Source organism: Streptomyces sp. NEAU-W12 (assembly GCF_026242095.1).
Lineage (GTDB): Bacteria > Actinomycetota > Actinomycetes > Streptomycetales > Streptomycetaceae > Streptomyces.
In genome coordinates this window covers 1-19,947 of sequence record NZ_JAPJDM010000037.1, presented here as the reverse complement: position 1 = coordinate 19,947, position 19,947 = coordinate 1, and the positions used below count along the sequence as shown (strand labels likewise).

At 69.3% G+C, this 19,947-nt stretch carries 18 protein-coding genes; 10 read left to right on the top strand and 8 right to left on the bottom strand.

The genetic code is table 11. From position 1 onward, the window contains the following. The first annotated feature begins 185 nt into the window (after positions 1-185). Positions 186-1,424, top strand: a complete 1,239-nt coding sequence (tcmP, locus tag ORI94_RS32475; RefSeq protein ID WP_266082289.1) for a three-Cys-motif partner protein TcmP — start codon at positions 186-188, stop codon at positions 1,422-1,424. Further along, positions 1,421-2,032 (top strand): hypothetical protein, encoded by a 612-nt coding sequence (locus tag ORI94_RS32470; RefSeq protein ID WP_266082288.1) that lies wholly within the window; start codon positions 1,421-1,423, stop codon positions 2,030-2,032. Before tcmP ends, ORI94_RS32470 begins: the two co-directional genes overlap by 4 nt. A 101-nt stretch (positions 2,033-2,133) precedes the next feature. Here the strand turns inward: ORI94_RS32470 and ORI94_RS32465 are convergent, their stop codons facing one another. Continuing rightward, positions 2,134-2,784, bottom strand: coding sequence for a DUF3223 domain-containing protein (locus ORI94_RS32465; protein ID WP_266082286.1), 651 nt, complete (start codon positions 2,782-2,784; stop codon positions 2,134-2,136). 376 nt (positions 2,785-3,160) lie between these two features. On the opposite strand from ORI94_RS32465, the gene ORI94_RS32460 reads away from it, so the two are divergent. Further along, a complete protein-coding gene (locus tag ORI94_RS32460) occupies positions 3,161-4,192 on the top strand; it encodes a hypothetical protein (RefSeq protein ID WP_266082284.1) in 1,032 nt (343 codons plus the stop codon). An 89-nt stretch (positions 4,193-4,281) separates the two neighbouring features. Then, a complete protein-coding gene (locus ORI94_RS32455) occupies positions 4,282-4,443 on the top strand; it encodes a hypothetical protein (protein WP_266082282.1) in 162 nt (53 codons plus the stop codon). 34 nt (positions 4,444-4,477) lie between these two features. On the opposite strand, the gene ORI94_RS32450 is transcribed toward ORI94_RS32455, so the two are convergent. The 5 genes from ORI94_RS32450 to ORI94_RS32430 all read right to left on the bottom strand — a co-directional run bounded on the left by ORI94_RS32450 (position 4,478) and on the right by ORI94_RS32430 (position 11,971). Further along, positions 4,478-4,780 carry a hypothetical protein gene (locus tag ORI94_RS32450; RefSeq protein WP_266082280.1) on the bottom strand — a complete coding sequence of 101 codons (303 nt, stop codon included), beginning with the start codon at positions 4,778-4,780 and terminating at the stop codon, positions 4,478-4,480. Positions 4,781-5,217: 437 nt separating this feature from the next. Next, complete coding sequence (locus ORI94_RS32445) at positions 5,218-6,354, bottom strand: hypothetical protein (RefSeq protein WP_266082278.1); 1,137 nt, start codon at positions 6,352-6,354, stop codon at positions 5,218-5,220. 215 nt (positions 6,355-6,569) lie between these two features. Next, on the bottom strand, positions 6,570-9,128 hold the full coding sequence (locus ORI94_RS32440; RefSeq protein WP_266082276.1) for a DEAD/DEAH box helicase family protein: 2,559 nt from the start codon (positions 9,126-9,128) through the stop codon (positions 6,570-6,572). 222 nt (positions 9,129-9,350) lie between these two features. After that, the gene (locus ORI94_RS32435) at positions 9,351-9,836 is read right to left on the bottom strand and encodes a hypothetical protein (protein ID WP_266082274.1); all 486 of its coding nucleotides are present in this window, start codon (positions 9,834-9,836) and stop codon (positions 9,351-9,353) included. Then, positions 9,833-11,971, bottom strand: coding sequence for a hypothetical protein (locus ORI94_RS32430; protein ID WP_266082272.1), 2,139 nt, complete (start codon positions 11,969-11,971; stop codon positions 9,833-9,835). The genes ORI94_RS32435 and ORI94_RS32430 overlap by 4 nt, the downstream gene beginning before the upstream one ends. 789 nt (positions 11,972-12,760) lie before the next feature. On the opposite strand from ORI94_RS32430, the gene ORI94_RS32425 reads away from it, so the two are divergent. Then, positions 12,761-12,931, top strand: coding sequence for a hypothetical protein (locus tag ORI94_RS32425; protein ID WP_266082271.1), 171 nt, complete (start codon positions 12,761-12,763; stop codon positions 12,929-12,931). Further along, on the top strand, positions 12,928-13,974 hold the full coding sequence (locus ORI94_RS32420; RefSeq protein WP_266082269.1) for a hypothetical protein: 1,047 nt from the start codon (positions 12,928-12,930) through the stop codon (positions 13,972-13,974). Before ORI94_RS32425 ends, ORI94_RS32420 begins: the two co-directional genes overlap by 4 nt. Before the next feature lie 350 nt (positions 13,975-14,324). Here the strand turns inward: ORI94_RS32420 and ORI94_RS32415 are convergent, their stop codons facing one another. Beyond that, positions 14,325-15,284 (bottom strand): hypothetical protein, encoded by a 960-nt coding sequence (locus tag ORI94_RS32415; RefSeq protein ID WP_266082267.1) that lies wholly within the window; start codon positions 15,282-15,284, stop codon positions 14,325-14,327. 13 nt (positions 15,285-15,297) lie between these two features. Next, positions 15,298-15,450 carry a hypothetical protein gene (locus tag ORI94_RS32410; RefSeq protein ID WP_266082265.1) on the bottom strand — a complete coding sequence of 51 codons (153 nt, stop codon included), beginning with the start codon at positions 15,448-15,450 and terminating at the stop codon, positions 15,298-15,300. A gap of 1,632 nt (positions 15,451-17,082) precedes the next feature. On the opposite strand from ORI94_RS32410, the gene ORI94_RS32405 reads away from it, so the two are divergent. The 4 genes from ORI94_RS32405 to ORI94_RS32390 all read left to right on the top strand — a co-directional run bounded on the left by ORI94_RS32405 (position 17,083) and on the right by ORI94_RS32390 (position 19,569). Beyond that, positions 17,083-17,331: an antitoxin MazE7 gene (locus ORI94_RS32405; RefSeq protein ID WP_266082263.1), complete on the top strand. Its 249-nt coding sequence runs from the start codon at positions 17,083-17,085 to the stop codon at positions 17,329-17,331. 2 nt (positions 17,332-17,333) lie between these two features. Beyond that, entirely contained in the window at positions 17,334-17,711 is a 378-nt protein-coding gene (locus tag ORI94_RS32400) for a toxin Doc (RefSeq protein ID WP_266082261.1), read from the top strand. 125 nt (positions 17,712-17,836) lie between these two features. After that, positions 17,837-18,919 (top strand): hypothetical protein, encoded by a 1,083-nt coding sequence (locus tag ORI94_RS32395; RefSeq protein ID WP_266082259.1) that lies wholly within the window; start codon positions 17,837-17,839, stop codon positions 18,917-18,919. Positions 18,920-18,921: 2 nt separating this feature from the next. Further along, entirely contained in the window at positions 18,922-19,569 is a 648-nt protein-coding gene (locus ORI94_RS32390) for a hypothetical protein (protein WP_266082257.1), read from the top strand. Positions 19,570-19,947 lie beyond the last annotated feature (378 nt).

Sequence of the window (19,947 nt, the reverse complement as noted above, 5' to 3'; positions counted from 1 at the left end):
CCCGCGGCAGGCAGGCCCAAGGGCGAGGGCCCCGGACGCCACCTGGCCGGAAGCAGGCATTCCACGTCTGTAAGAGCGGAGTTGGCCGGGCTGGACAAGCCTTTTGTCCGCAACACCGGTACACAACCGCGGTATCTGTCGCAAAATCATCCCAACCGTGTCCTTCGAGCTGACAAGGCGGGATCTTGGGCGCATCCGAGGCAGTGCTCGACGACGAAGTTCTTGATCTCAGCGGTGAAAGCGCAGGCGAGAGGGGGCTCGACAGCAGCAGTCCGTTCTTCGTCAGCAAGAAGGCCGCCGCAGTCCTCAAGCACGCCATCCTCGACAGCTACGTCGTGCCCTTCGCCAGCAAGGTCGGCCGGTACGCCCCAGACGGCCGCGTGGTCTACCTGGACGGCTACGCCGGACCCGGCCGCTACGAGGACGGCACCCCCGGCTCACCCGCCCTGATCCTGGACTCCGCAGCCCGCATCGCAGGCTTCCGCCAGCTCGACTGCTACTTCGTCGAACGCGCACCCAAGAACTACCAGTCCCTGGCCGCCCTCGCCGACGAAGCCAGCGCCCACGGACTGGCCGCACACGCCCTGAAGGGCCACGTCGAAAAGCACCTCGGCCAGATCCTCGAACGCGCCGCCGGAGCACCCCTGTTCGCCTTCCTGGACCCCTTCGGCCTCGGACTTAGCTTCGAGACCCTCACCCAGAAAATCTTCGGCTCCCGCAGCGCCCACGGCACCACCGGACGCCACGCCACGGAAGTACTGCTCAACTTCAACGCCAACGCCGTACGCCGCATCGGAGGACTGCTCACCAGCCCCAAGGACACCCCCGGCAAACCCGCCACGCTGCGCGCCATGGACGCCGCCTGCGGCGGCTCCTGGTGGCGCGAAGAGTTCCTGGCCTCCCAGAACAACACCGAAGCCGTCAGACGCATCACCACCGGCTTCGCCGACCGCGTCGCCCGCACCGTCCGCGGCGGCTACTGGACCATCGACGTCCGCAACCGCGCCCACCACCAGGTCGCCTACTGCCTGGTCCACTTCAGCCGCCACAAGGAAGGCATGTGGCTGTTCGGTGAAGCCGCCAGCCTCGCCCAGGTCGAATGGCGCCGCGCCTGCCTCCCCCCGCCCGAGGAAGGCACCCTCTTCAACGCCGGCGACACCTTCGACGACGAAGAAGAACAGCGCGCCCGCGCATGGGTGGCAAGGATCCGCAAGAACCTCGAACACCTCCAGCAGCAGCTCGGCACCTTCACCATCGACGACCATCAAGGAGACGTCCTCGCCGGCGTCCTCGGCCAGGCCCGCAACAAACACATCAGAGCCGCAGTGAAGCAACTCCACAAAGACGGCAAGACCAGCTGCAACGGAGTCGGCGACGTACGCAAACTGCGCGTCACCCCGCCCCCACAACGGCGGCAACCATGATCGCAAGCCCCCGCGACGTTCAACGGCTCACCGACCACCTGCGCTCCAGCCTCGGCGACGGACCGTTCTCCGCGCCCGGCGGCTGGACGCACATGGGCGCCGTCATCTGCGACGCCAGCTTCCAGGCACGCCGCAACTACGAGACGACGATCCGCCCGCGGGTCCTCGCCCTGCAGAAGGCATGGCCGGACGCCCGCACTGTGCAGGGCTTCCAAGCACGCCTGACCACCTGCGACCTCGCCACCGCCATGAACTTCCACGACCTCCGCAGGGTCACCATCGCCCACCGCATCACCGACCTGCTGACCGCCCACCACGTCGACACCCGCGACGACCTCAACGCCTGGCTCGACCACACAACCAACCGCGCGGCCCTGCGGACCATCCACGGCGTCGGCCCCAAGACGGTGGACTACATCGGCAACCTCGTCGGCCGCTCCCAGATCGCCGTCGACGTCCATCTGCGCGCCTTCGCCGCCGACGCCGGCCTCCCCGCCCTGAGCTACCGCCAGCTGCGCGCAGCGTACGAGGCCGCCGCCGCCCAGCTCGGACACGACCGGGCAGGAATGGAGCACACCGTCTGGCGCTTCAAGGCGCAGGCCCACTAAGCAGGTCTACACCGCGCTGGACCTTCTTCTTGATCAGAGCACCACCGTGCAGGACTGGCAGGTCAACCTGGGTCCGGATGACAAGCACCCCGCCCAGGTAGTCACCGGCGCGGGCGGCGCAGGTTCTCCTGTGAGGACAGCAGCCCGAGGACCGCGTGCTCCTGGTGATACTCGCGCCATCGTTCAGCCAGTGCACGGTCGGTGAACTGCCCTCGCCCTGGATCGCTCGACGTAGTCAGCTCAATCGTGTCCCATCCGCCACTGGCCTGGGCGAACGCCGCGGCGAGTTCCGCAAACGACGGGCCGCGATAGTAGCTGACGTGGGTGTCGGTGATGTCCAGCACCCTCCCGGATTCGTCCGATACCAGGGTGTTGGCCGCCACCCGTGAGGTGAAGTAGGCGCTCACATCATCCTTGACCTCGACGCGCATCGCGCTGGACACCTGCTGCCGGTAGCTCGGGGGCCGTAGACAGGCCAGGTAGGAGAAGTCGATACGGGTGCCGTCGATGCGGATCACTTCGAATCCCGGGTACGGCCCCTGGAGCGGTGGCGCGATCGCAAAAGACTTCACGCCCACGCCGATCTTGACATCGGCCTCTTCGTGCATGTCGAGAAGGTCCAACAGGAGCAGGTGATCCGCCTCCTTGTCCACGAGGCTGCCCACGCTGTACCCGTACAGCACGTCACGGACTGCTTCCTGCGCCGCCTTCTTCGACGGGTACTCCCGGGATCCGATCCAGAACTTGGGCAATGACCCTCTCCTCTTCTGTGTACGGCAGTGCTGCCCGCCCGCAGTCTGGTCTATTCGGTCTCTACGAACTGTCCCGAGAGGCTGCCCGGCACAGGAAGAGACGGAAGGGGCCGCCACATTCGAACAGAGCAGTGCGGTGAGCTGAACGAACTCCACCCACCCGGGCCTGACCACGCGCCCGGACGCGACGCTCACCGCGCGGCCGTCCACCCGCGGAGTCGCGCGCCCGTAGGCCGGCCAGCAGCGACCCTCGCCAGCGCCCACCCGGGCCCAGGCAGGCCCGCCCACACCGGCACACGCTGCCGGGCATCTCACAGGAGACGGAGGACACCAGGTCCAAAACCAGCAGGTACGCGCTCTGGCTACGCTCCCGGGCATGAGCACTTCCGCCGCCCACTGCGACTGGCTACCGGACCACCAACTGCATGTGGCGCCCACCCTGGCCCATGTGGACCAGCTGATCGCGCACATCACGCGAATCGTCCACGACTACACCGACCAGGGCCCGTTGGCCCTCACGGAGGTCGTGCACGGCGATCGGTTTCACCTCAAGGTGACCGCTGTCGCACCGATACCCGAGGTACTGCCCCGCCTGGTCGCGGATGCCCTCACTCAGCTCCGCGCCGCCCTGGAACATACCCTGTACGCCGAAGTCGAGCACCTTCTGCAGCGCCCACTGACTGACCAGGAAGCACGATGTATCGAGATGCCGGCGTGCACCGAGCCGGCCCGCTTCGATACCTGGCTCGCCCACGGGCGACGGAGCCGACTGGCCCCACTAGCCGCCGGTACTGTGCTCGCCGAGCGCATCCGAGCACTGCAGCCCTTCCAGCGCCGCGACGTCGAGGACCACCCGCTCCGGCTGCTGGCCGAGCACACCAACCTGGCCAAGCACCGCACCCCGGCCGTCGCTGCGACCCGCCTCGGCGCCGTCTATCCCGACCGCCCCCACCCCGATCTCACCGTCGCACTCCCTCTGGAGCACAACCCGCAGCCCGGACACGCCCTCCCTCTCCAGCCCGGAGACATCCTGGCCAGCGGCCCCCGCGATACCAGCATTGCGCTCTCGATCGTCCCGCCCGTCTGCCTGCAGCGCCCGCACACTGGGGTCTGGAACATCGCGGTGAAGGAACTGGGCTACCTCGAAGAGTGGGTTCGGACCACGGCCATCCCGGTCCTCATCACCGGATCCCGCCAGAGCACCGCGATCCCGCCCCAGCTCGACATCACGATCGGACACAGCGATCTCCGGCAAGCCCTTCAGTCGGCAGGCACCGCGCCTGCAGCAGAACGGGGCGCCCTGAGCATGCAGGCCACAATCGCTCGCCGTAATCTTCCCGAAATCCTCCATGCCGCCAGTAGGCGCCGACAAAGAAACGATCAAGGCATGGGTGACCTCCCTGGATGACACGACGGCCGTCAGCACGCTCGCCCGAATCGCGCTGGTGAATCCCGACCCGACAGCCCTGTTGCACTATCTACGCGAACTGTGCGCCGATGCTCACGCCTACCAGAGCCGGATGCGGGAGCGACCGGGTCCCGCGGCGTGACGACGGCCCGGATGCGGGAGCGATCCCCGAGAACGATGTCCGCCTGGTTGCCGCGCTCTTCGACGGCAACCAGGCGACCGAGGCCGCCATCCCCGCCTTCCTGGCGTAGACGCCTGCCGACTACCGCGTTGACCTGAACTGGCCTACTGGCAGCTCACCTCGACCACTTCTGCTCTTTTTGCTTTCCCCTCACTGATGGCTTCCACATTGACAGTGACGGTATCTCCCTTGCCGAGCTCCATGAAATGGTTAACCCCTTCTGAGTAGAAGGTTCCCTGCGCGTCGTAAAAAAGGACCGTCACGGCACCGACAGGACACCCTTCCCCTCGGTTCTTGACCTTGACGACTGCCATTGCGTAAGCCGGGTCCGAGTCGGAGCGCATGACGTCCACGATGTTTACATCAGCATCGACTTCAGTTTCGTACTGGCCCAGCCCATCGCTCACGTCCGACGTGTCGTCTTGCGCCGGCTCGTCGTCTCGAACTGGTGCCTCTGCCTCCTGAGAGACCGTAGTCGACTGAGGCTCAGCAGTCTCGGACGATCCTGAGCAGCCGCTCGCTGCAAGCAGGCTAGCTGCGACGGCTATTGCGGCTATAACGCGCTTCATTACAGGCTCCCGGGTTATTCTGACGTTCGCTATTCGCTGGAGAAATTGCACTTCTACACCCCTACGTTTCAGGCTGGCCGACCAGGCCGCTCATCAACGAGCCGGTTCATGAACCCTGCTCAGCATGCACAACACCACAAGACCCACTCCCACGGACAGTGCTGCACGCCCCGCGCGAACGACTGCCTGATCGGCATTCGCCGTCCCTTGTGCACAGGAGTCGGGAAACCATCCATGTAGCGCTGCCACCCGCTCGGCTGGGTGAGGCCATCACTTCACAGCGTCGGCTTCTGATGCCGTGCAAGGAGGCTGGTGAAGAAGTCCTCCAAGAGCCGCCTGCCGCCCGGTTCCTTCAGTTCCCAGCCGCCGAAGCGGTAGATCTCGTATCCGGCGAGCCTGAGCCGACGGTCCTCGGCGACCATCTCCGCATACAGCCGCGGCACCGCGGTATGCGTGATGCGCCCCTGCTCGTCGGGCGGGTTGGGCCGGCTGTAGTGCTGTACCCCGTCGACCTCGATGACGATGCGGGAGCGGTCCGGGGCCAGGAGCAGGAAGTCCATCCGCTGCCGGTACAGCGCGCCGGACTGCTTGCCGCTCTTGCGCGTGTAGGGGTCGTAGTGGAGGTAGACCTGGGGGATCAGCGCGGGCAGGTCGAAGCCGCCTTCCTCGGCGTAACGGGCGCAGTAGGTACGCATCACCAACTGCTCCGGTACGGAGTCCAATGACCGGTACAGACGCCGGTACAGGCCGTTGGCGGCAGTCCTCCCGTCGGTGTCCGGCTGGTGATTCTTCTGCCACCAGGCGACCATCTGCCGCCAGGTGAGTCCGTGAAGGGGCAGTGGGTCGGTGAACACCAGGCACGTGTCGGCGTGACGGACGATCTCGACCTCGTTGTTCACCGCATCCCGCAGCACGATCTCGGGCTTCACCCCGTCGGCGGCGAAGATCAGGTTCTTGAAGCTGCCCGACGGCCCCTTGGTGAAACGCCGTTCGTACTCCAGCTCCTGCAGGTCCTCCAGAGCGTCCCGCGTGGGACCGAGGATCTGCTCGATGCAGTCCCGTCTCGCCTGCCAGCTGCCACTCATGCCGTTGGCGCGCCAGTAGGTTCCGAAGCCGCGCGGCCCGTCGAACGTCCGGAACGGCCAGTCGGGCGGCTCCAGGGCGAGGCGTTCGAGGACTGCGCGGTGAGCTTTCATGACGACGGGTACGTTTTCGTCGTCCAGGTGCCGGCCCTGGCCGTTGGTCCCATGAGCGACGAAGTCGTTGTACAGCAGCCGGGTCAGCGCGATGGCGACCTCCAGATTTGTTCGGCCGGCCGGAGGGCCGAACCGCAGCGACTCGACCGTCTCGACATCGAGCACCCACGGTTCACCCCAGCCGTCCCCGCGGCTGAAAAACATCTCGCTGTCCACGACCCCACCCCTTTGGCCCGGCCAAGAGCATCCTTGGCTCCGCCGCACTCAGTTCACCAGATGCCGCTGACACACCCCGTCTCCCGGACCCCCGCCGGAAGGGGCCCGCGGGCGACGGGATACGGGCTCCCGCGCGGCGACGGAGCGCGCTGGGAGGGTCCGGCAGCAGCCGGCCCAGGAGCCGACCGCCGCCGCAGCGTGGTCCCGGCAGCAGCTCAGGCAGTGTCTACCGGTTCGGCGTAGGTGGTGAAGAGCCGGTCGCCGGTGAGCTTGTGGTGCGTGAGCTGTTCCCCGACGGCCTGCTCGTCCGCCCACCGGTCCGGACTGGAGGCGAGCGCGGCCGCGTAGGCCGTCACGGCCTCCTTCAGCTTCCCGAACAGCCCGGGCGTGATGACGCGCATGCCCGGCACCGCGATGGCCTTGGCGTCGGCGGCCCGGCTGGGGTGGAGCATGACCGGCACAGCTTCCACCTCAGGGTTGTGGTCGTTGAGCCAGCGGACGCTGCCGCCGAGCTGGTCCATGTCCTTCTTCGCGATCGTCGTGGTGGTGCAGCCCGTTTTCAGCTCGGTGACCGCCTGCCGCGCGGCCGAGAGCGCCCACAGGTTGTCCGGGCCCGTGCCGTACAGCTTCTCCGGCCGCGTGCTGGCGAATCCGAGGTGCAGTCCGAGCTGCTGCCAGGCCCGCTCGGCGTCGTCGGAGCGCTCCTCCTCGCCCCATACGACGTCCTCGAACAGCGCCTGCACGCCGAGCCTGAGGCTGACGCCGTCGCGGTACCGGCCGGCCAGGAACTCGGCGGCGGCGCGTGACTGCACCGCGGCCGCCTTGAGCTGGACGGGGGCGCCGCCGTTGACGGGCCGCAGCACGAACGGGTTGTCGTCCAGAGCCCCGGCCAGGGCACGCTCGGCGGCCGCGCGGTCGGTCAGGTGCAGGTAGGCGGCCTTCTGCTCCCGCAGCCAGCCCCGCAGTGGCCTGTCGCTCCCGCCGAGGTCGTTCACCGCCTTCTGCACCCGCTCGGCCGCGGCCGGAGTGCGGCCGGTGGCCGCGAGGTTGAACGCCTCCCGCAGCGCGACGGCCTCGCCCCGCACCGTCCCCTGCTCGGCGTAGCGCACCTCCGCCAGCGCCCGCCGGCTGCGCTGCGTCCACTGCGGCACCCTTCCCAGGCAGGCCCGCAGCGCCTGCCTCACCGCGTCCAGCCCTTCGCCCCTGATCTGCCCGGCGATGTCCCGGCTCAGCTTCAGCTGCGCCTGCGTCGCGGGAGAGAACAGGGCCAGGTGACGGGCCTCGTGGATGGCCGTGGCGAGCTTGGCGCCCAGCAGCAGGACCGCGCAGTAGTCCTCGCCGTCGCGCACGCCGCGGCCCATGCCCTGCTCGATCCGCTGGACCTCCCTCGCCAGCCGGACGGTGCTGTCGGCCAGGGCCACAGCCTCGCGCCGCTCCACCCCGTCCAGGGGCCGCGGGACCCCGTCGAGGATCAGCAGACGGCAGGCACCGGCAGGGAGATTGACGCCGTCGTACTTGTTGACCAGCACCACCAGGCCCACGTGGCCGGCCTGGAGTTCCTTCACGCCCGTCTCGAGATCGCCGACCCGCCAGGTGCGGTCGGCGTAGCGCTCCCACGCCGCCGCGGCCCGGTCGCTGGGCACCAGGACGACGACGTTGACCGGTTCGGTCTCGGCGATGCCGTCGCCGTCTTGGTCCCCGTCGGCGAACTGGCGGGCCAGCACGCGCACGGCCTCCTCGTCCAGGTCCGGGTTGAGTGCCACCGGGGCCAGGATCATCCGCTCCCCGAGGTCGGCGGCGCTGCCCGGCGTGACGGGCTTGGCGACGAGAGCCGGGTCGGCACCGAAGTCGGTGACCAGGGCGCTGTCGTCGGCGAGCGTCGCGGTCAGGTAGACCCGGCGGCGGGCGCGCACGAACGACGGGATGCGGTCGATGGGCGGGCACGAGGGCCTGATCTCGATCGCCGACGACGTCGCCGTCGCGGCGCACAGGTGCAGCACCTCGGCGAGCAGCGGCCACACGAACTTGAAGGCGGTCTCCTCCCGGTGCGGGCGAAGGATCTTCAGCACCTCCTCGCGCTTGTCGACCCACGCCCAGAACGGGATCGGCGCCAGCGCGGTGGGGTCCTTGTCCTGCAGTTCCGCCCAGGCGTTCACCGACTGGTGCCGCAGATCCTGCGCGAACAGCTCCAGCAGCTTCCCGTACGCCTCATGGGCTGCGGGTACCCGCAGCCGGAACTGGTCCTCGGTCCGCGCCAGCGCGGCGTGCGCGTCGTCGACGACGACGATGCCCAGATCGATCGGCTCCCTGCCGTCCCCGACGACACCGAAGGCAGACTTGCCGTTGAGCAGTTTCTGGTAGTTCGTCACCAGCACGGCCTGAGTCGCCCGGAACGCCGGGTCGTACGGATCGTCCGTGGTGGCCACACCGAGCCGGTCGGCCTCCTCGCGGACCTGCTTGACGAGGTAGTTGTCCGGGGTCAGGTAGACCGCCTTGCCGATGCCCTCGTTCAGGGTGCTCTGCGCGATCAGCAGGCCGACGGCCGTCTTACCCCCGCCGGTGTTCTGCTTGATCACCACATCCCGGTCACCGCGCCGCTCGAACCACTTGTCCAGCACCTCGCCCTGCTCATGCCGCAGATACGGCCACGGCCGGCTCGCCAGCCCCGCGTAGATATCCCGGGGCCGCAGCAGCGCCTCACTGTCCCCCGTACCGATCCGATCCCAATCCAGCGCCACTACGCCGTCCTCCCTCACCTGTTCCGGCGGCGTCACGCCGCCTGCACTTCCTCGTCTTTTCAGGGCCGTCGCCCGCCCGGCGACGGCCCTCGCCGCAGCGACGTCCTCAAGGCCCCGGCACGGTCCTGCGGCGGATCCCGAACCCACGCCCACCGACGGGATGCCTCCCAGCCCGCCTGGAAGCAGCGGGCCGGGAGAAACCCGTTCACTGACGGCGCCTGACCCTTCAAGCCGGCACCGCAGGACAGCGGTTGTCTCCTACCGCACCCGGACGGGCAAGGAGATCAACGTCGCGGGCGTCTGCGTGAGATCCACCCGCGGGTGGGCCGAGCCGTCCGCCGGATTCAGCAGCCGGGCCGTCCACCCCTCGGCGACGCGGACCGCCTCCAGGCCGGTCCCCTCCGACAGCGGGAGCACGGTCAACAGGCACCAGGACGTCCGCCGGGACGCGCCGGCCGTGCCGTGGGCGTAGTGCTCGGCCAGCCGGTCGCCGACCGCGCCCGGGCCCTGGCGGCACACGCTGCCCACGTACCGGCACCCACGGCGGTTGTCCCACGCGACGTACACCGCGCAGCTCGCCGCCACCCGGCGGCGCACCACGGCCGGACTGGCCCGGCACACCACCACCGGCGAGCCCCCGCGGCCCTCTGCGTCCGCGGGGACGTCGAGCACCGGGCCCAGCAGCCGCAGGACCGGCCGCAGCGCCTGGCAGATCGCCGCCGGCACAGTCAGAGCCGTGCTCACTCGGCATCCTCCTCGTCCCCGTCGAGGTCCTCGTCGACCACGAAGATCGAGGGATCGGCCGGCCCGAACTTCGCGAGGATCCCCTCGAGCTGGCCCAGCTGCACCCGCAGCGCCTCGACGGCCTCGAAGGCGCCGAAGACCTGGTTGCCGCGCTTCCGGCTCATGCGGGCCAGAGCCCGCCCGGCCTTGTCCGCGCCCCTGACGCCCTGCTCGAGAAGCCGGCGCTGCTTCGCGTCCTCGGCCTCCGCCACCTCCGACGTGCCGCCGGTCTTGGCCTTGGCCTCCGCGCGGTTCTTGGCGACGGTGGCCAGGGCGTGGGCCGGGTCGGCGGCGTAGACGAGGTCCCACTCGTAGTCGAGGATCTCCTGCACACCGGACTTGTCCCGCATGGGCTCGCCGTCGCGGACCACCACACCCTCGACCTCGCGCTCCTGGGTGTGGAACAGCTTCGGCAGCACGGCCGGATCGGCGGCGACATGGGCGACGGCGATGGAGTGCAGCATCCGCAGCCCGCCGAAGGTTTTCGACAGCAGCGTCAAGAGCTTGACCGGCGTCGCCCGGAAGGGCGCCTTGTAGCTGTCGCGGTCAGTGCCCTCCTTCGAGCCGCGGTCCCGCGTGATGTACCCGTCGAGGATCGCCGCCGTTCCGCCCAGCACGGTCAGCTCCGCGACGGCATCCTCCCCGCCGGCCAGGGCACGCTTGAGGATGTCGTCGAGAACCCCGAAGGCGTCGTCGCCCTCGGTCAGCTCCCACGGCTGCTTCCACACCCGGTCGGTGATCGTGCCGCCGTTGCCGAAGGCCCGCAGCGGCTGCTCGATGCCCTCCTTGCTGCGGTAGGCCGACAGCGCCATGGGCGCCAACCGCTCGCTGATCTGCTGACGGAAGGCCCTGCGCATCCCGAACTCCTGCTTGATCAGCAGGTTCATGGCGTCCGCCTGCGCTCCGGCAAGCACCGCGTGCTGGTGGACCGCAGCCGACCACAGCCGGTGCGCCGGCACCCCGAGCAGCTCGTGCATGGCCTGCGTACCCACCGTGCCCGACAGCACCCGGTACACCTCCGGGGTGATCAGGCCCTCGCGCAGGGCGTGCCGGTAGACCCGCTGCATGCCCTGCGTGTTCTGCGCCCCGTCCGTCCAGGGGGTGACACGGACGTGCAGGGTGGCCAGCAGGTCGTCCCGCGCCGCCACCAGGTCCGCCAACGGCCCACCCCCGTCCGCCTGCGCACCGACCACGACGATGGCGGGGAAGGCCAGCGTGTGGCCATCGCGACGGGTCGCCTCGGTCAGCGTGGGCGCCGCCAGGTTCTTACGAGTCCGCTCCGTCAGGTCCTTCACCCGCCGCCGCGCGGCCGCCTGCTCCGCACGGCTGCGCCCACCGGACCGCTCGGTGGAACCGATGACGGAGGCGATGCAGGCCGAGATCGCCGCATCGATGTCGCCGCCGGTGCGCGCCAGCCACATGCTCACCATCCGGCTGTTGCCGTCGCCCGCGACCAGGAACGTGTCCTCGGTGCCGTCGTCGAACACCACCCGCATCACAAACAGCGTCAGCGGCTCCTTCACGCCCTGCTGCAGCACACTCGACGTGTAGACGTTCTTGCCCTTCTGGGCCCTGAACGTCTTCCGCATGCTCTCGTCCACCGCCTTGGCCAGCGCCTTACGGTCCCGCATGGGTACCGTGAAGACCGCGAGCGGCTTGCCGGTCTCCGGATCGACCACGGTCTCGTACGCCGGCACCACCGACGTGGACGGCGCCACGTCCATGGCCGTGTGCAGCTGGTCCGCCCACCGCTGGTTGATGAAGTCCGGCAAGACATCGAGGTCGAGGTAGCGGTAGTGCGGCGGGGTCACGTACAGCATCCCGCCGACGACCGGCTTGGCCGTCAGCAGGTTGATCGGCTCACGGGCCACGAGCGCCTGCAGCCGCTTCGGGTCCACCGCACCCGAGGTCACGGCGTTCGCCGCGGCCTCGTCCAGGGAGACCTCGGAGTTCGCGAGCAGCTCCTTACGGGTGCCGCGGAGCTGGGGCACCGGCAGCGGGTCCGCGACCGGCTCGGGGCGGCGCAGCAGGGGAGGCAGGCCCTCGTCGGGCTCCTGCCCGTCCGGGCCGTCGAAATCGTCGAACGAAGAAGTCACGATCTGCCCTTCCTGGGCATCGCGCGCAGCAGGAAATACCCGCGGGCAGGGCGTGAGCCACTACCTCCACTGCGCGCCACCACAGGGGGCGGCGAGCGCCGTCACGCTCCACCAGCGGCTCATGTCTCCGCGATGTCCCGTGCCGACCGGCGTTCCACGGTCCTAGGCGAGCTGCTGGTCAGTCGGATCCCCAGGGGACCGAACTCCCGTCGACGACGGGTGCCAGCCGCTCTTCGTACCACAGTTCGAACCCTGCGGCATGCAGTTCCATGTAGCCAGAGCGGTGCGCAGCCGACGACAACGAACTCCGCCGGCTCCACCCAAGCGTACGCCCATCTCCCCCTGAACTACGCGCACTTCAAAAATGCACCTCACAACCACCGAAAATGCCAGGTCAATTCGGCAAGCACGACTCCAACGCCGTTCATGGTCTAGGCCACGCGGTGCCGATCATTAGACAGGGCAGGCCCAACGTGAGTTCGGCAAGCGCCCCGCTCCCGGCGGCAGCCACGGGGCACATCCGGAGGCCGGGCGCGCTCACACTGTTCGGCTTCCGCCCACGCGTCCCACACTCCGAGCTCCCGACACCACCGTGAGGTTGTCGACCAGCCGCTGCGCGACCGGCTCCTCCAGCGCGAGGATCCGCTATCGCAGCGCTGCGAACTCCGGCCGCAGCCCCCGGCCGACACCCACGGACGCCCCGCGAGGTTCTTCCCGTCCAGGGTCGACCGGTGTGACCAGATAGAAGCGCCGCCCCCACCCGGGGGCCGGCAGGAAAGGAGCCCGACCGTGAACAGAACGCGACAGCCCGGGCCGGATGCCGCCCGCCGGGTCCTGCTGTGGCTGCTGGTGACCGCCGCCGCCGTGCTTGCTGCCCGGAGCCAGCAGTGGACCAGCGCCATCACCACAGCGACCGCCGTCTACGCCGCCGCCGGCCCGGACCGTGGGAGGCATCTGTGACCCGCACTCCACCCACCGCCACGGAACTCGCCCTGGCCGCCGAGGTCAGCTGCTGCGGACTCTCCGTCACCCCCCACCAGCTCGAACGCTGGCGCGCCAAGCGCTGGCTGGCCCCCACCGACCAGTGGACCGAGCCCGCAACCAGCGCACTGCGCCCCGACATCGTCCACCGGGCCGCATGGCTCGCCGCCCTCTCCAGGCCAGGCCGCGGCATCAGCTGGATCGGCTGGACGTTCTGGGCGATCGACGCCACCGAACCGACCGCCGCACTACTGCGCCAGGCCCTGATCCGGACCATCCAACTGCCCCTTCACCGGGCGGGCATCACCCTCGCCCAGATCCCGCAGGGCGACAGCGACGCCGCCTTCGAAGCCCGCCAGGACCTCGCCGAGCGGCTGCTGCAGGGGCGGCGCGCCATCGGACGGGACCTGGACGGCCTCCTGCGCACCCACGCCGGCACCGCGGGCATCGCCCTGCCCGAACCCCGCACGGTGTCTAACCCCTTCGACGCCGCCCTGATCCGCATCGGCGCCCGGCTGCTGACCGGCGGCACGGCCGACGTCAGCTCCGAAGAACTCACCGAGGCCTGGCGCAGCGTGTGGACCGGCCCGCCCGAACAGCTCGACCGCATCACCGCGGCCCACCTCGCTGCCGACCACACCGGAGCCGACCTGCACGCCATCTCCCCTCTGGCTCACGGACTGCCCGACCTGGTCCACGCCCTCGAGCAAGTAGACGCGCACCTGCTGTGCGAGGCGGTCCGCGCATGCACCAAGGCCTCCTCCACGCTGATGAAACTGCTCCTGGAACGGGCCGACGCTGGGATGCTGACCGTGCTGACGGATGACGTGATGTGGGACCAGTGGGTGCGCGCCGGAGGCCTCGCTCCCGCCGGCCGGCTGGGGGAGGCCGCGATCACCCTGAGCACCGTGCAGTACCTCCTCGTCCCCGGCTGGGCCGAAGACCTCCACCGCTACCAGGACCGCATGGACCGCCTGATGGCCGCGCCCACCACGTCGGCACCGGACAACCGTGTGAGGTAGGCCGCCGTGCGCCGGCGGTACCCAGGAGAATCATGGACGCGGCTGCAGGGGCGTGTTGTGTCCCCTCAAGGGGGACACAACACCGAGAAATGTCGTGCTGAGCTGACAAAAATGTCGTGCTGGGCTGACAGAAGTGTCACGTACAGGCGACATCCACGCGGGAAGCCCGTGCAGGGCCGGGACGGCGTGGCCGGGGCCACGGCTGGCGATGACCAGGACCAGGACCGGGAGCGCGGCAGGCGGCGCCGCTGTCCGGCGTTCCAGGTACCCGGCTCGCGGCGCCCTGCACGGCACGCCGGCCGGCGGCACGGGACCCGTCACCCCGCCCCCGGGGCCAAGACCCGACGCCTTTACACCGGGGGAAGCCGCCCGTTGTCCAGGGAAGATGGACCGATGCCGTTGAGACGGGCGGTGGCCTCCAGCGAGCGCAGCAGGGCCGACAGCGCATTGACCGCGGCCATGCCCGATCTTTCCAGTTGCAGGGAGCCCACGGTCTTCCCAAGCATCATGGCCGTCCTCGCCATGCTGTCCGTCTTGGGCTTCACGTCCTCGGCGCAGATGGCCAACGCCTTCGCGAGCGTCATCAACGACTGCTCCAGCTCGGGCGTCCAGTTGATGACGGGGGAAGGCGTCCGGCCGCGGCGAACCAGGGCCCCACGTGCTGGACGGGACAGAGAACGGCCCCGCACCGCCGTGCGGCCGGCAGCAGCGCGCTCCCACGCCTCCTCCCAGCGACCCATGTGCCGGGCGGGGACACCGCAGCCGCGCAGGAACGCCGCGCACTGTTTCCAGGTGGAGGGCAGACCTCTGCGCCCGGCGGCACGCCAGACCGTGGACAGCGGCAGAAGCACGTGCCCGGCAATCCCCGCGTCGGCGGCGCGCGCCTGGAGGACACGCAGGGCAGGGGCGCCGGCGCGTTCGTAGGCGGCGGCCAGGGCCGCGGCCAAGTCGGCCCGGGTACGGATGCCGTCCACGTGCGGCGCCCGCAGACCGGCGAGACGGCCGCGGCTCTCGGCACGCGCGGCCCGCCAGAGTCTGAGGGCCTCCTCCTCTCCGCCGACCCCGCAGGCGCGGACGTACGCGGTGACGGCCCGCTCGACCGGCACACCCTTGGTGAGGTCCACCACGCGCTTGAGCGTGGTCGCCGAGACGGAGCCGGTGCCGTCAGTACCGCCCGTGGTGCGGGAGTTGGACGCCAGCCGGGCGTAACTGCAGCCGCTGCGCTCCTTGAGGCCCACCAGGTGGCCGGCGAGGCGCAGGTGGTTGCGGCCGGGAGCCGGGGTGCTGCCCCGGCCGGGGGTCGGGTTCACGCCATGCCCCTTTCTACCGGGCGCCGTGCTCGGTGTCAGCGGCCGCGCGGACCGCGGCGCCGGCTACCGCAGACAGCAGGGCCCTGCCGCCTCCGGCGACCGCGGTGGTGACGGCGCCGATCACACCGCAGCCCGTGAGAAGGCCGAGCACGTCGCTCACAGGCATGCCGTGCACGCACAGGGCGGCCCCCACGACGGGGAAGACGATGATCCCGCACACCTGTGCGGCGCCCGCCGACCGGCCGGCGGGACGGTCCGGACTAGACGGGGGAACGACTCGGGGATGGTACGGGGACACGATGACGGGAACCTCCGGGTGGGGTGCGCGACCGCCGCCCCCGCATACGGGATCCGGCAGCCCGCGCTGAACGTGCTACTGGCCGCAAAACCGGACCTGCGGACGGCAGTTGATGGCTGCCGTCCTCCGGTGCCGAAGAGGATGGCACGCCCAGGAGCACTCCCGCTCACCCGAAGAAGCACGAAAGTCTTTTATGCCGGTTTCTTGGTCCGTGGGTGTTCCGGACAGCGGATCTCCCTGCAGCCCGCCCAGGCGCCCGTGACCGGCCCCTTCCGTACACCAACCCCCGCCGACCGGTCCGCTGGTGTTTCAGCCGGACTTGCCGCACCGCCCCGTCAGGAAAGATGCTGCCCTCCAACTCGGACGCCGACGCCGCGGCGGGGCCCCCAAGTCCTTGGGGGCCCCGCCGCAGCCTCGGCCCCGAGCCCCCTGAACCGCTACTGGCCGCAAACCGACGCGAACAGGGAACCCTCCGCCCGGCACGGTGATGCGTGCCCGGCGCTCGCGAAGGGGCCGCCCACCGTCACGGGCGGCCCCTTCCACGTCTCACCGCCACCCCAGGCACACCTGCACCCCCCTGCAACGATGCGTACAGACCAGCCGACGCCGCTCCACCCGGGCAGGCAACTCCCCGCCCCACGCGCGAAGGTACAGCCCACCGACATTCCCGTCCCACGCCTGACGCTGCTCACCGTCCGCAACACTCACCCGGGCAGGCCCGCTACGACGGACAGCACTGACGACCACCCGCCCGCAGCGGTCCGCAGCCGCTCAGCGAACGAGGGCGGGGGTAGTGCCGTACACCCCGCGCCAGGCCTCAAGCGCCCCCTCAGGGGAGAGGAAGGAAGCCCGCTGCCGGAGCGCACGAAAGATTCCAGCGGGTGCAGTGGCCGCGGTCGTACACCTTCACACACAAGACCTTGAAACCGGCACCCCCGGCACCGGTCTGCGCGTGCGGCCCGCACCGCACCGCCCGGATCACGCAGTCGTCGCTCCCGTCGCCAACGGCCTGGACAGGTCGATCGATTGGGTGGCCCAGAAGCCTGCGAAAAAATCGCAGAAACCTGCGATTGTAACGCAGAGTAGTCAAGCGGCTGTTTCTCGTGTACCGTCAGTTGTGCAGTCAGATGCTCTTCATGCCAACTCCCGCTCCAAGTACGGGCCGTGGGGCCCCCGGTCCGGGGGGCGGGAATGCAAAGGAGGCATCGGTATGCAGCGGGGTAAGTGGGAGGCGGCGGGCACCGTCCTGAGGGCAATCGCCGAAGGGGCGCGTGCCGTCTACTGGTCGATCAGGCTGGGCTCCTGGCTGGAGTGACCTCTCGCCTGACGCGGGAGGGGAGCTCAACAGCGCTCTGAGCCTCGGTGGCGCGATCAGTGTCACCGAGGCCGTGCACAGCCTCAGGGCGCATATTGGAGCCGGACGGCAGGGGCGGGCCTGTGCCCGTTCGCATCGGCCCGCGAGGTATTCATGAAGGTATTCACGATGGCATACTTAGAGGTATGGCAGACACGACCGTGAAGATCGATACCGAGACACGAGACCGGCTGGCCGCCATCGCCGCTGCCCGGGGCACGAGCGTGCGCGCGCTGGTGGCGGACCTCGCCGTCCAGGAGGAGAACCAGCTGAAGCTGGGCCAAGCCACCGCCGCCTTCCGGCAGGCCGTCTCCCAGCCCGGGATCGCCGAGGCCTTCGACCGCGACTTCGGCGGCCTCCCCCAAAGCGCCGGCCGTATGCACCGGGCGGCCTGACCTTGGACCTGCACATCGACGTCCGCTGGCTCCTTGACCGGCAGGAAGAACTGCTCGGCAAGGAGCTGGCCGTACGGGACTACTCCGGCCTCGTCGCCGCCGTGGCCCGACACCGCGTGAACACCCCGCACCTCGAGGTCGGCCAGCCCGACGCCCACTGGCGCGCGGCCGCACTGCTGGAACAACTCGTCCTGCTGCGGCCGCTGCCCGCCCGCAACGAGTACTTCGCCTACGGCGTCGCCGTGGCCTACATCCGAGCCTCCGGCGAGAGCGTGGACGCCTCCTACGAACCCTGGCGCGACCTGATCACCGACATCCGCGCACTGCGCCTGACGGTGTACGACATCGCCGACCGGCTCCGCTCATTACGCCCCGTCTGACCGGTCAGTCCCCTTCGACGAAAGGACTGACCGCGCAGCGCAACAGGTCTTGAGTGAGAAGGCCACGCAAAGCCCGGCGTATGCAACAACTTCACCAGGACGGTCCGGAAACACAGGGGAGCAGAATGACGGGGGAGATCCCGCAGAACACAGACCGAGCAATCAAGGGCAACCAGCTCTCCTCGCCCGGCGTCGAGGTGCCCGGACAGCGCCCCGGGGCGCCTGTATCCCGTTCGGAGCCACAGGTCGACTTCCCGCCCGTCTTCAACGGACTGGACTACCTCGTCAGCGTGGTGGAGCACCTGTCCGACGATGCAACGCCGCGTGACCTGAAGTACGCCGTGCTACACCTCCAGGCCGGCACTGAGGTCTTGCTCAAGGCTCGCCTCCAGCAGGCACACTGGACACTGGTCCTCCAGGACCTGTCCGCTGAACTCCGCAAAAGCAGGAAGACCCCGATGAGCGAGCGGTTCGCCAGCGGGAACTTCGTCAGCTGCGGAATCGACGAAACCCTCAAGCGGCTGCGTGAGGTGCTGGGACTGGACCTGAACAGCGAACATCTTGCCGCCGTCGCGAAGCTGGGGCAGACCCGCAATGCCCTGCAGCACTACGGGCTGACACAGTCCGCGCCCGCGGTGGAGGCCCAGGCCGCCACCGTGCTGAATTTCCTGCTCGCTTTCCTGCACGAACACCTCCTGCCACACCTGAACGCGGCCGAACAAGCCCAGGTGGAGACGACCATGGAGGACATCCGGCATCGACTGGGCACGATCACCCAGCTGATCCACACCCGGATGAACGGGATCAAGGAAGCACTGGAGCCGTACGCGAACGTAACGGTCGACTGCCCGGACTGCGGTATGCCAGCGCTAGTTGCCGGGACCCCTGTTGCTTGCCGGTTCTGCTACCGCACGTGGACCGACGCCGAATCGGCCACCGCCGACTACATTTACGCCGATATGGTGCGCCGAGCGGCACTGGACCCCCGAGACAACGAAGAAGCACTTACCCACTGGTGTCCCAGATGTGACACCCCGACCATCATCGATGTTGAACGCGACTGGTCGTTTTATCTCTGCCTGGGCTGCGCTGCTGTCTTCGACACCCTCATCTGGTGCAACAACGGCTGCGGCTCCCTGATCGACCCGGATACGAACGACTTCGACATCTGTCCCGCCTGCATGACCCGGCTGCGCGAAAGGACCTGACGATGCCCCAGGTCACCGCAGTGCCTGGCCCCGGACATTCTGACCGCCCGCGCATCCGCATCGTGCGCAACCTGCGGGTCCTGGTGGCCGCGCCCGCCCGCTCCCCGCGCTGCCAAGCGGACGCACACCGGGTCGCCGCCCGCCTGACCTACCTGCCCCGCGTGACACCCCTGCCACCCATGACCCAGCCAGTCCTGACCGTGCCTCCCGGAGCCGCAGACCTGGCACTCGGAGCCGACGCAGACGTCCTCTACCTCTGCGCCCACTCCTACCCCGGACCCCAACCCGAGGGCTTCCTCGACACCGACCTCACAACCCTCAGCAGCCCGCTCACCGCCAAAGCCCTCATCCTCGACACCTGTTGGGGCGCCGCCCCCGCCATACGCCGAACCCTCGCCGCCCTGCGCCCCGCACACCTGCCCCCGCTGGCGCTGCTCGCCTCACACCACCAGGTCCCCTTCGACCACCACGTGCTCGCCGGCCCGCTGCTGGAAGCTCTCCTCACCGGCCCCCGGACCGGCCCGTGGGCACAGCGCCTTACAACGGCGAAGGCCACCGCTCTGGCCGCCAATGAACTGGCCGCACACACCCGACGAGACTGGGCACGATGGCGCGTCTACGCCATTCCCGGAACCCGCCCCACCCCGTAGCCTCCACCCGGAGAGGCACCACGCCTATGTCCGGATTCCCAGAAAATTCTCTCGAAGGAAACACCCTTTCCAGAGGTTGTGGGATCGGCTTCCAGTCTCTATCTAATACTCACTTTGAAGCAGAAGAGGTGGAACAGTTTTGCCAAAGATACATGGCGCATATCTCCTGATGCAGGGTCATCCGCCCCGACCGCCCCCTCTCCTCGCTGCTCGGGCCGAAGGCCCGTTGGCCGCACCGCGCAGCGGGGCCGGCCTGTTGGCCGCGTAGCGGCCCTGGTGGCTGGAGCGCAGCGTAAGCCACCATTGCGGGGCCGCAGTCCCCGCAGCTCCGGGAGCGCAGCGGACGGAGCGTCACCGGCCCGGCACAGCCGGGCCGGT

Excerpts from the sequence above, each read along its gene's own strand:
- ORI94_RS32470 (WP_266082288.1), top strand. The coding sequence starts at position 1,421 with ATGATCGCAAGCCCCCGCGACGTTCAACGGCTCACCGACCACCTGCGC.
- ORI94_RS32460 (WP_266082284.1), top strand. The coding sequence starts at position 3,161 with ATGAGCACTTCCGCCGCCCACTGCGACTGGCTACCGGACCACCAACTG.
- ORI94_RS32455 (WP_266082282.1), top strand. The coding sequence starts at position 4,282 with ATGCTCACGCCTACCAGAGCCGGATGCGGGAGCGACCGGGTCCCGCGG.
- ORI94_RS32410 (WP_266082265.1), bottom strand. The coding sequence starts at position 15,450 with ATGCCTGTGAGCGACGTGCTCGGCCTTCTCACGGGCTGCGGTGTGATC.
- ORI94_RS32405 (WP_266082263.1), top strand. The coding sequence starts at position 17,083 with ATGGCAGACACGACCGTGAAGATCGATACCGAGACACGAGACCGGCTG.
- ORI94_RS32395 (WP_266082259.1), top strand. The coding sequence starts at position 17,837 with ATGACGGGGGAGATCCCGCAGAACACAGACCGAGCAATCAAGGGCAAC.
- ORI94_RS32390 (WP_266082257.1), top strand. The coding sequence starts at position 18,922 with ATGCCCCAGGTCACCGCAGTGCCTGGCCCCGGACATTCTGACCGCCCG.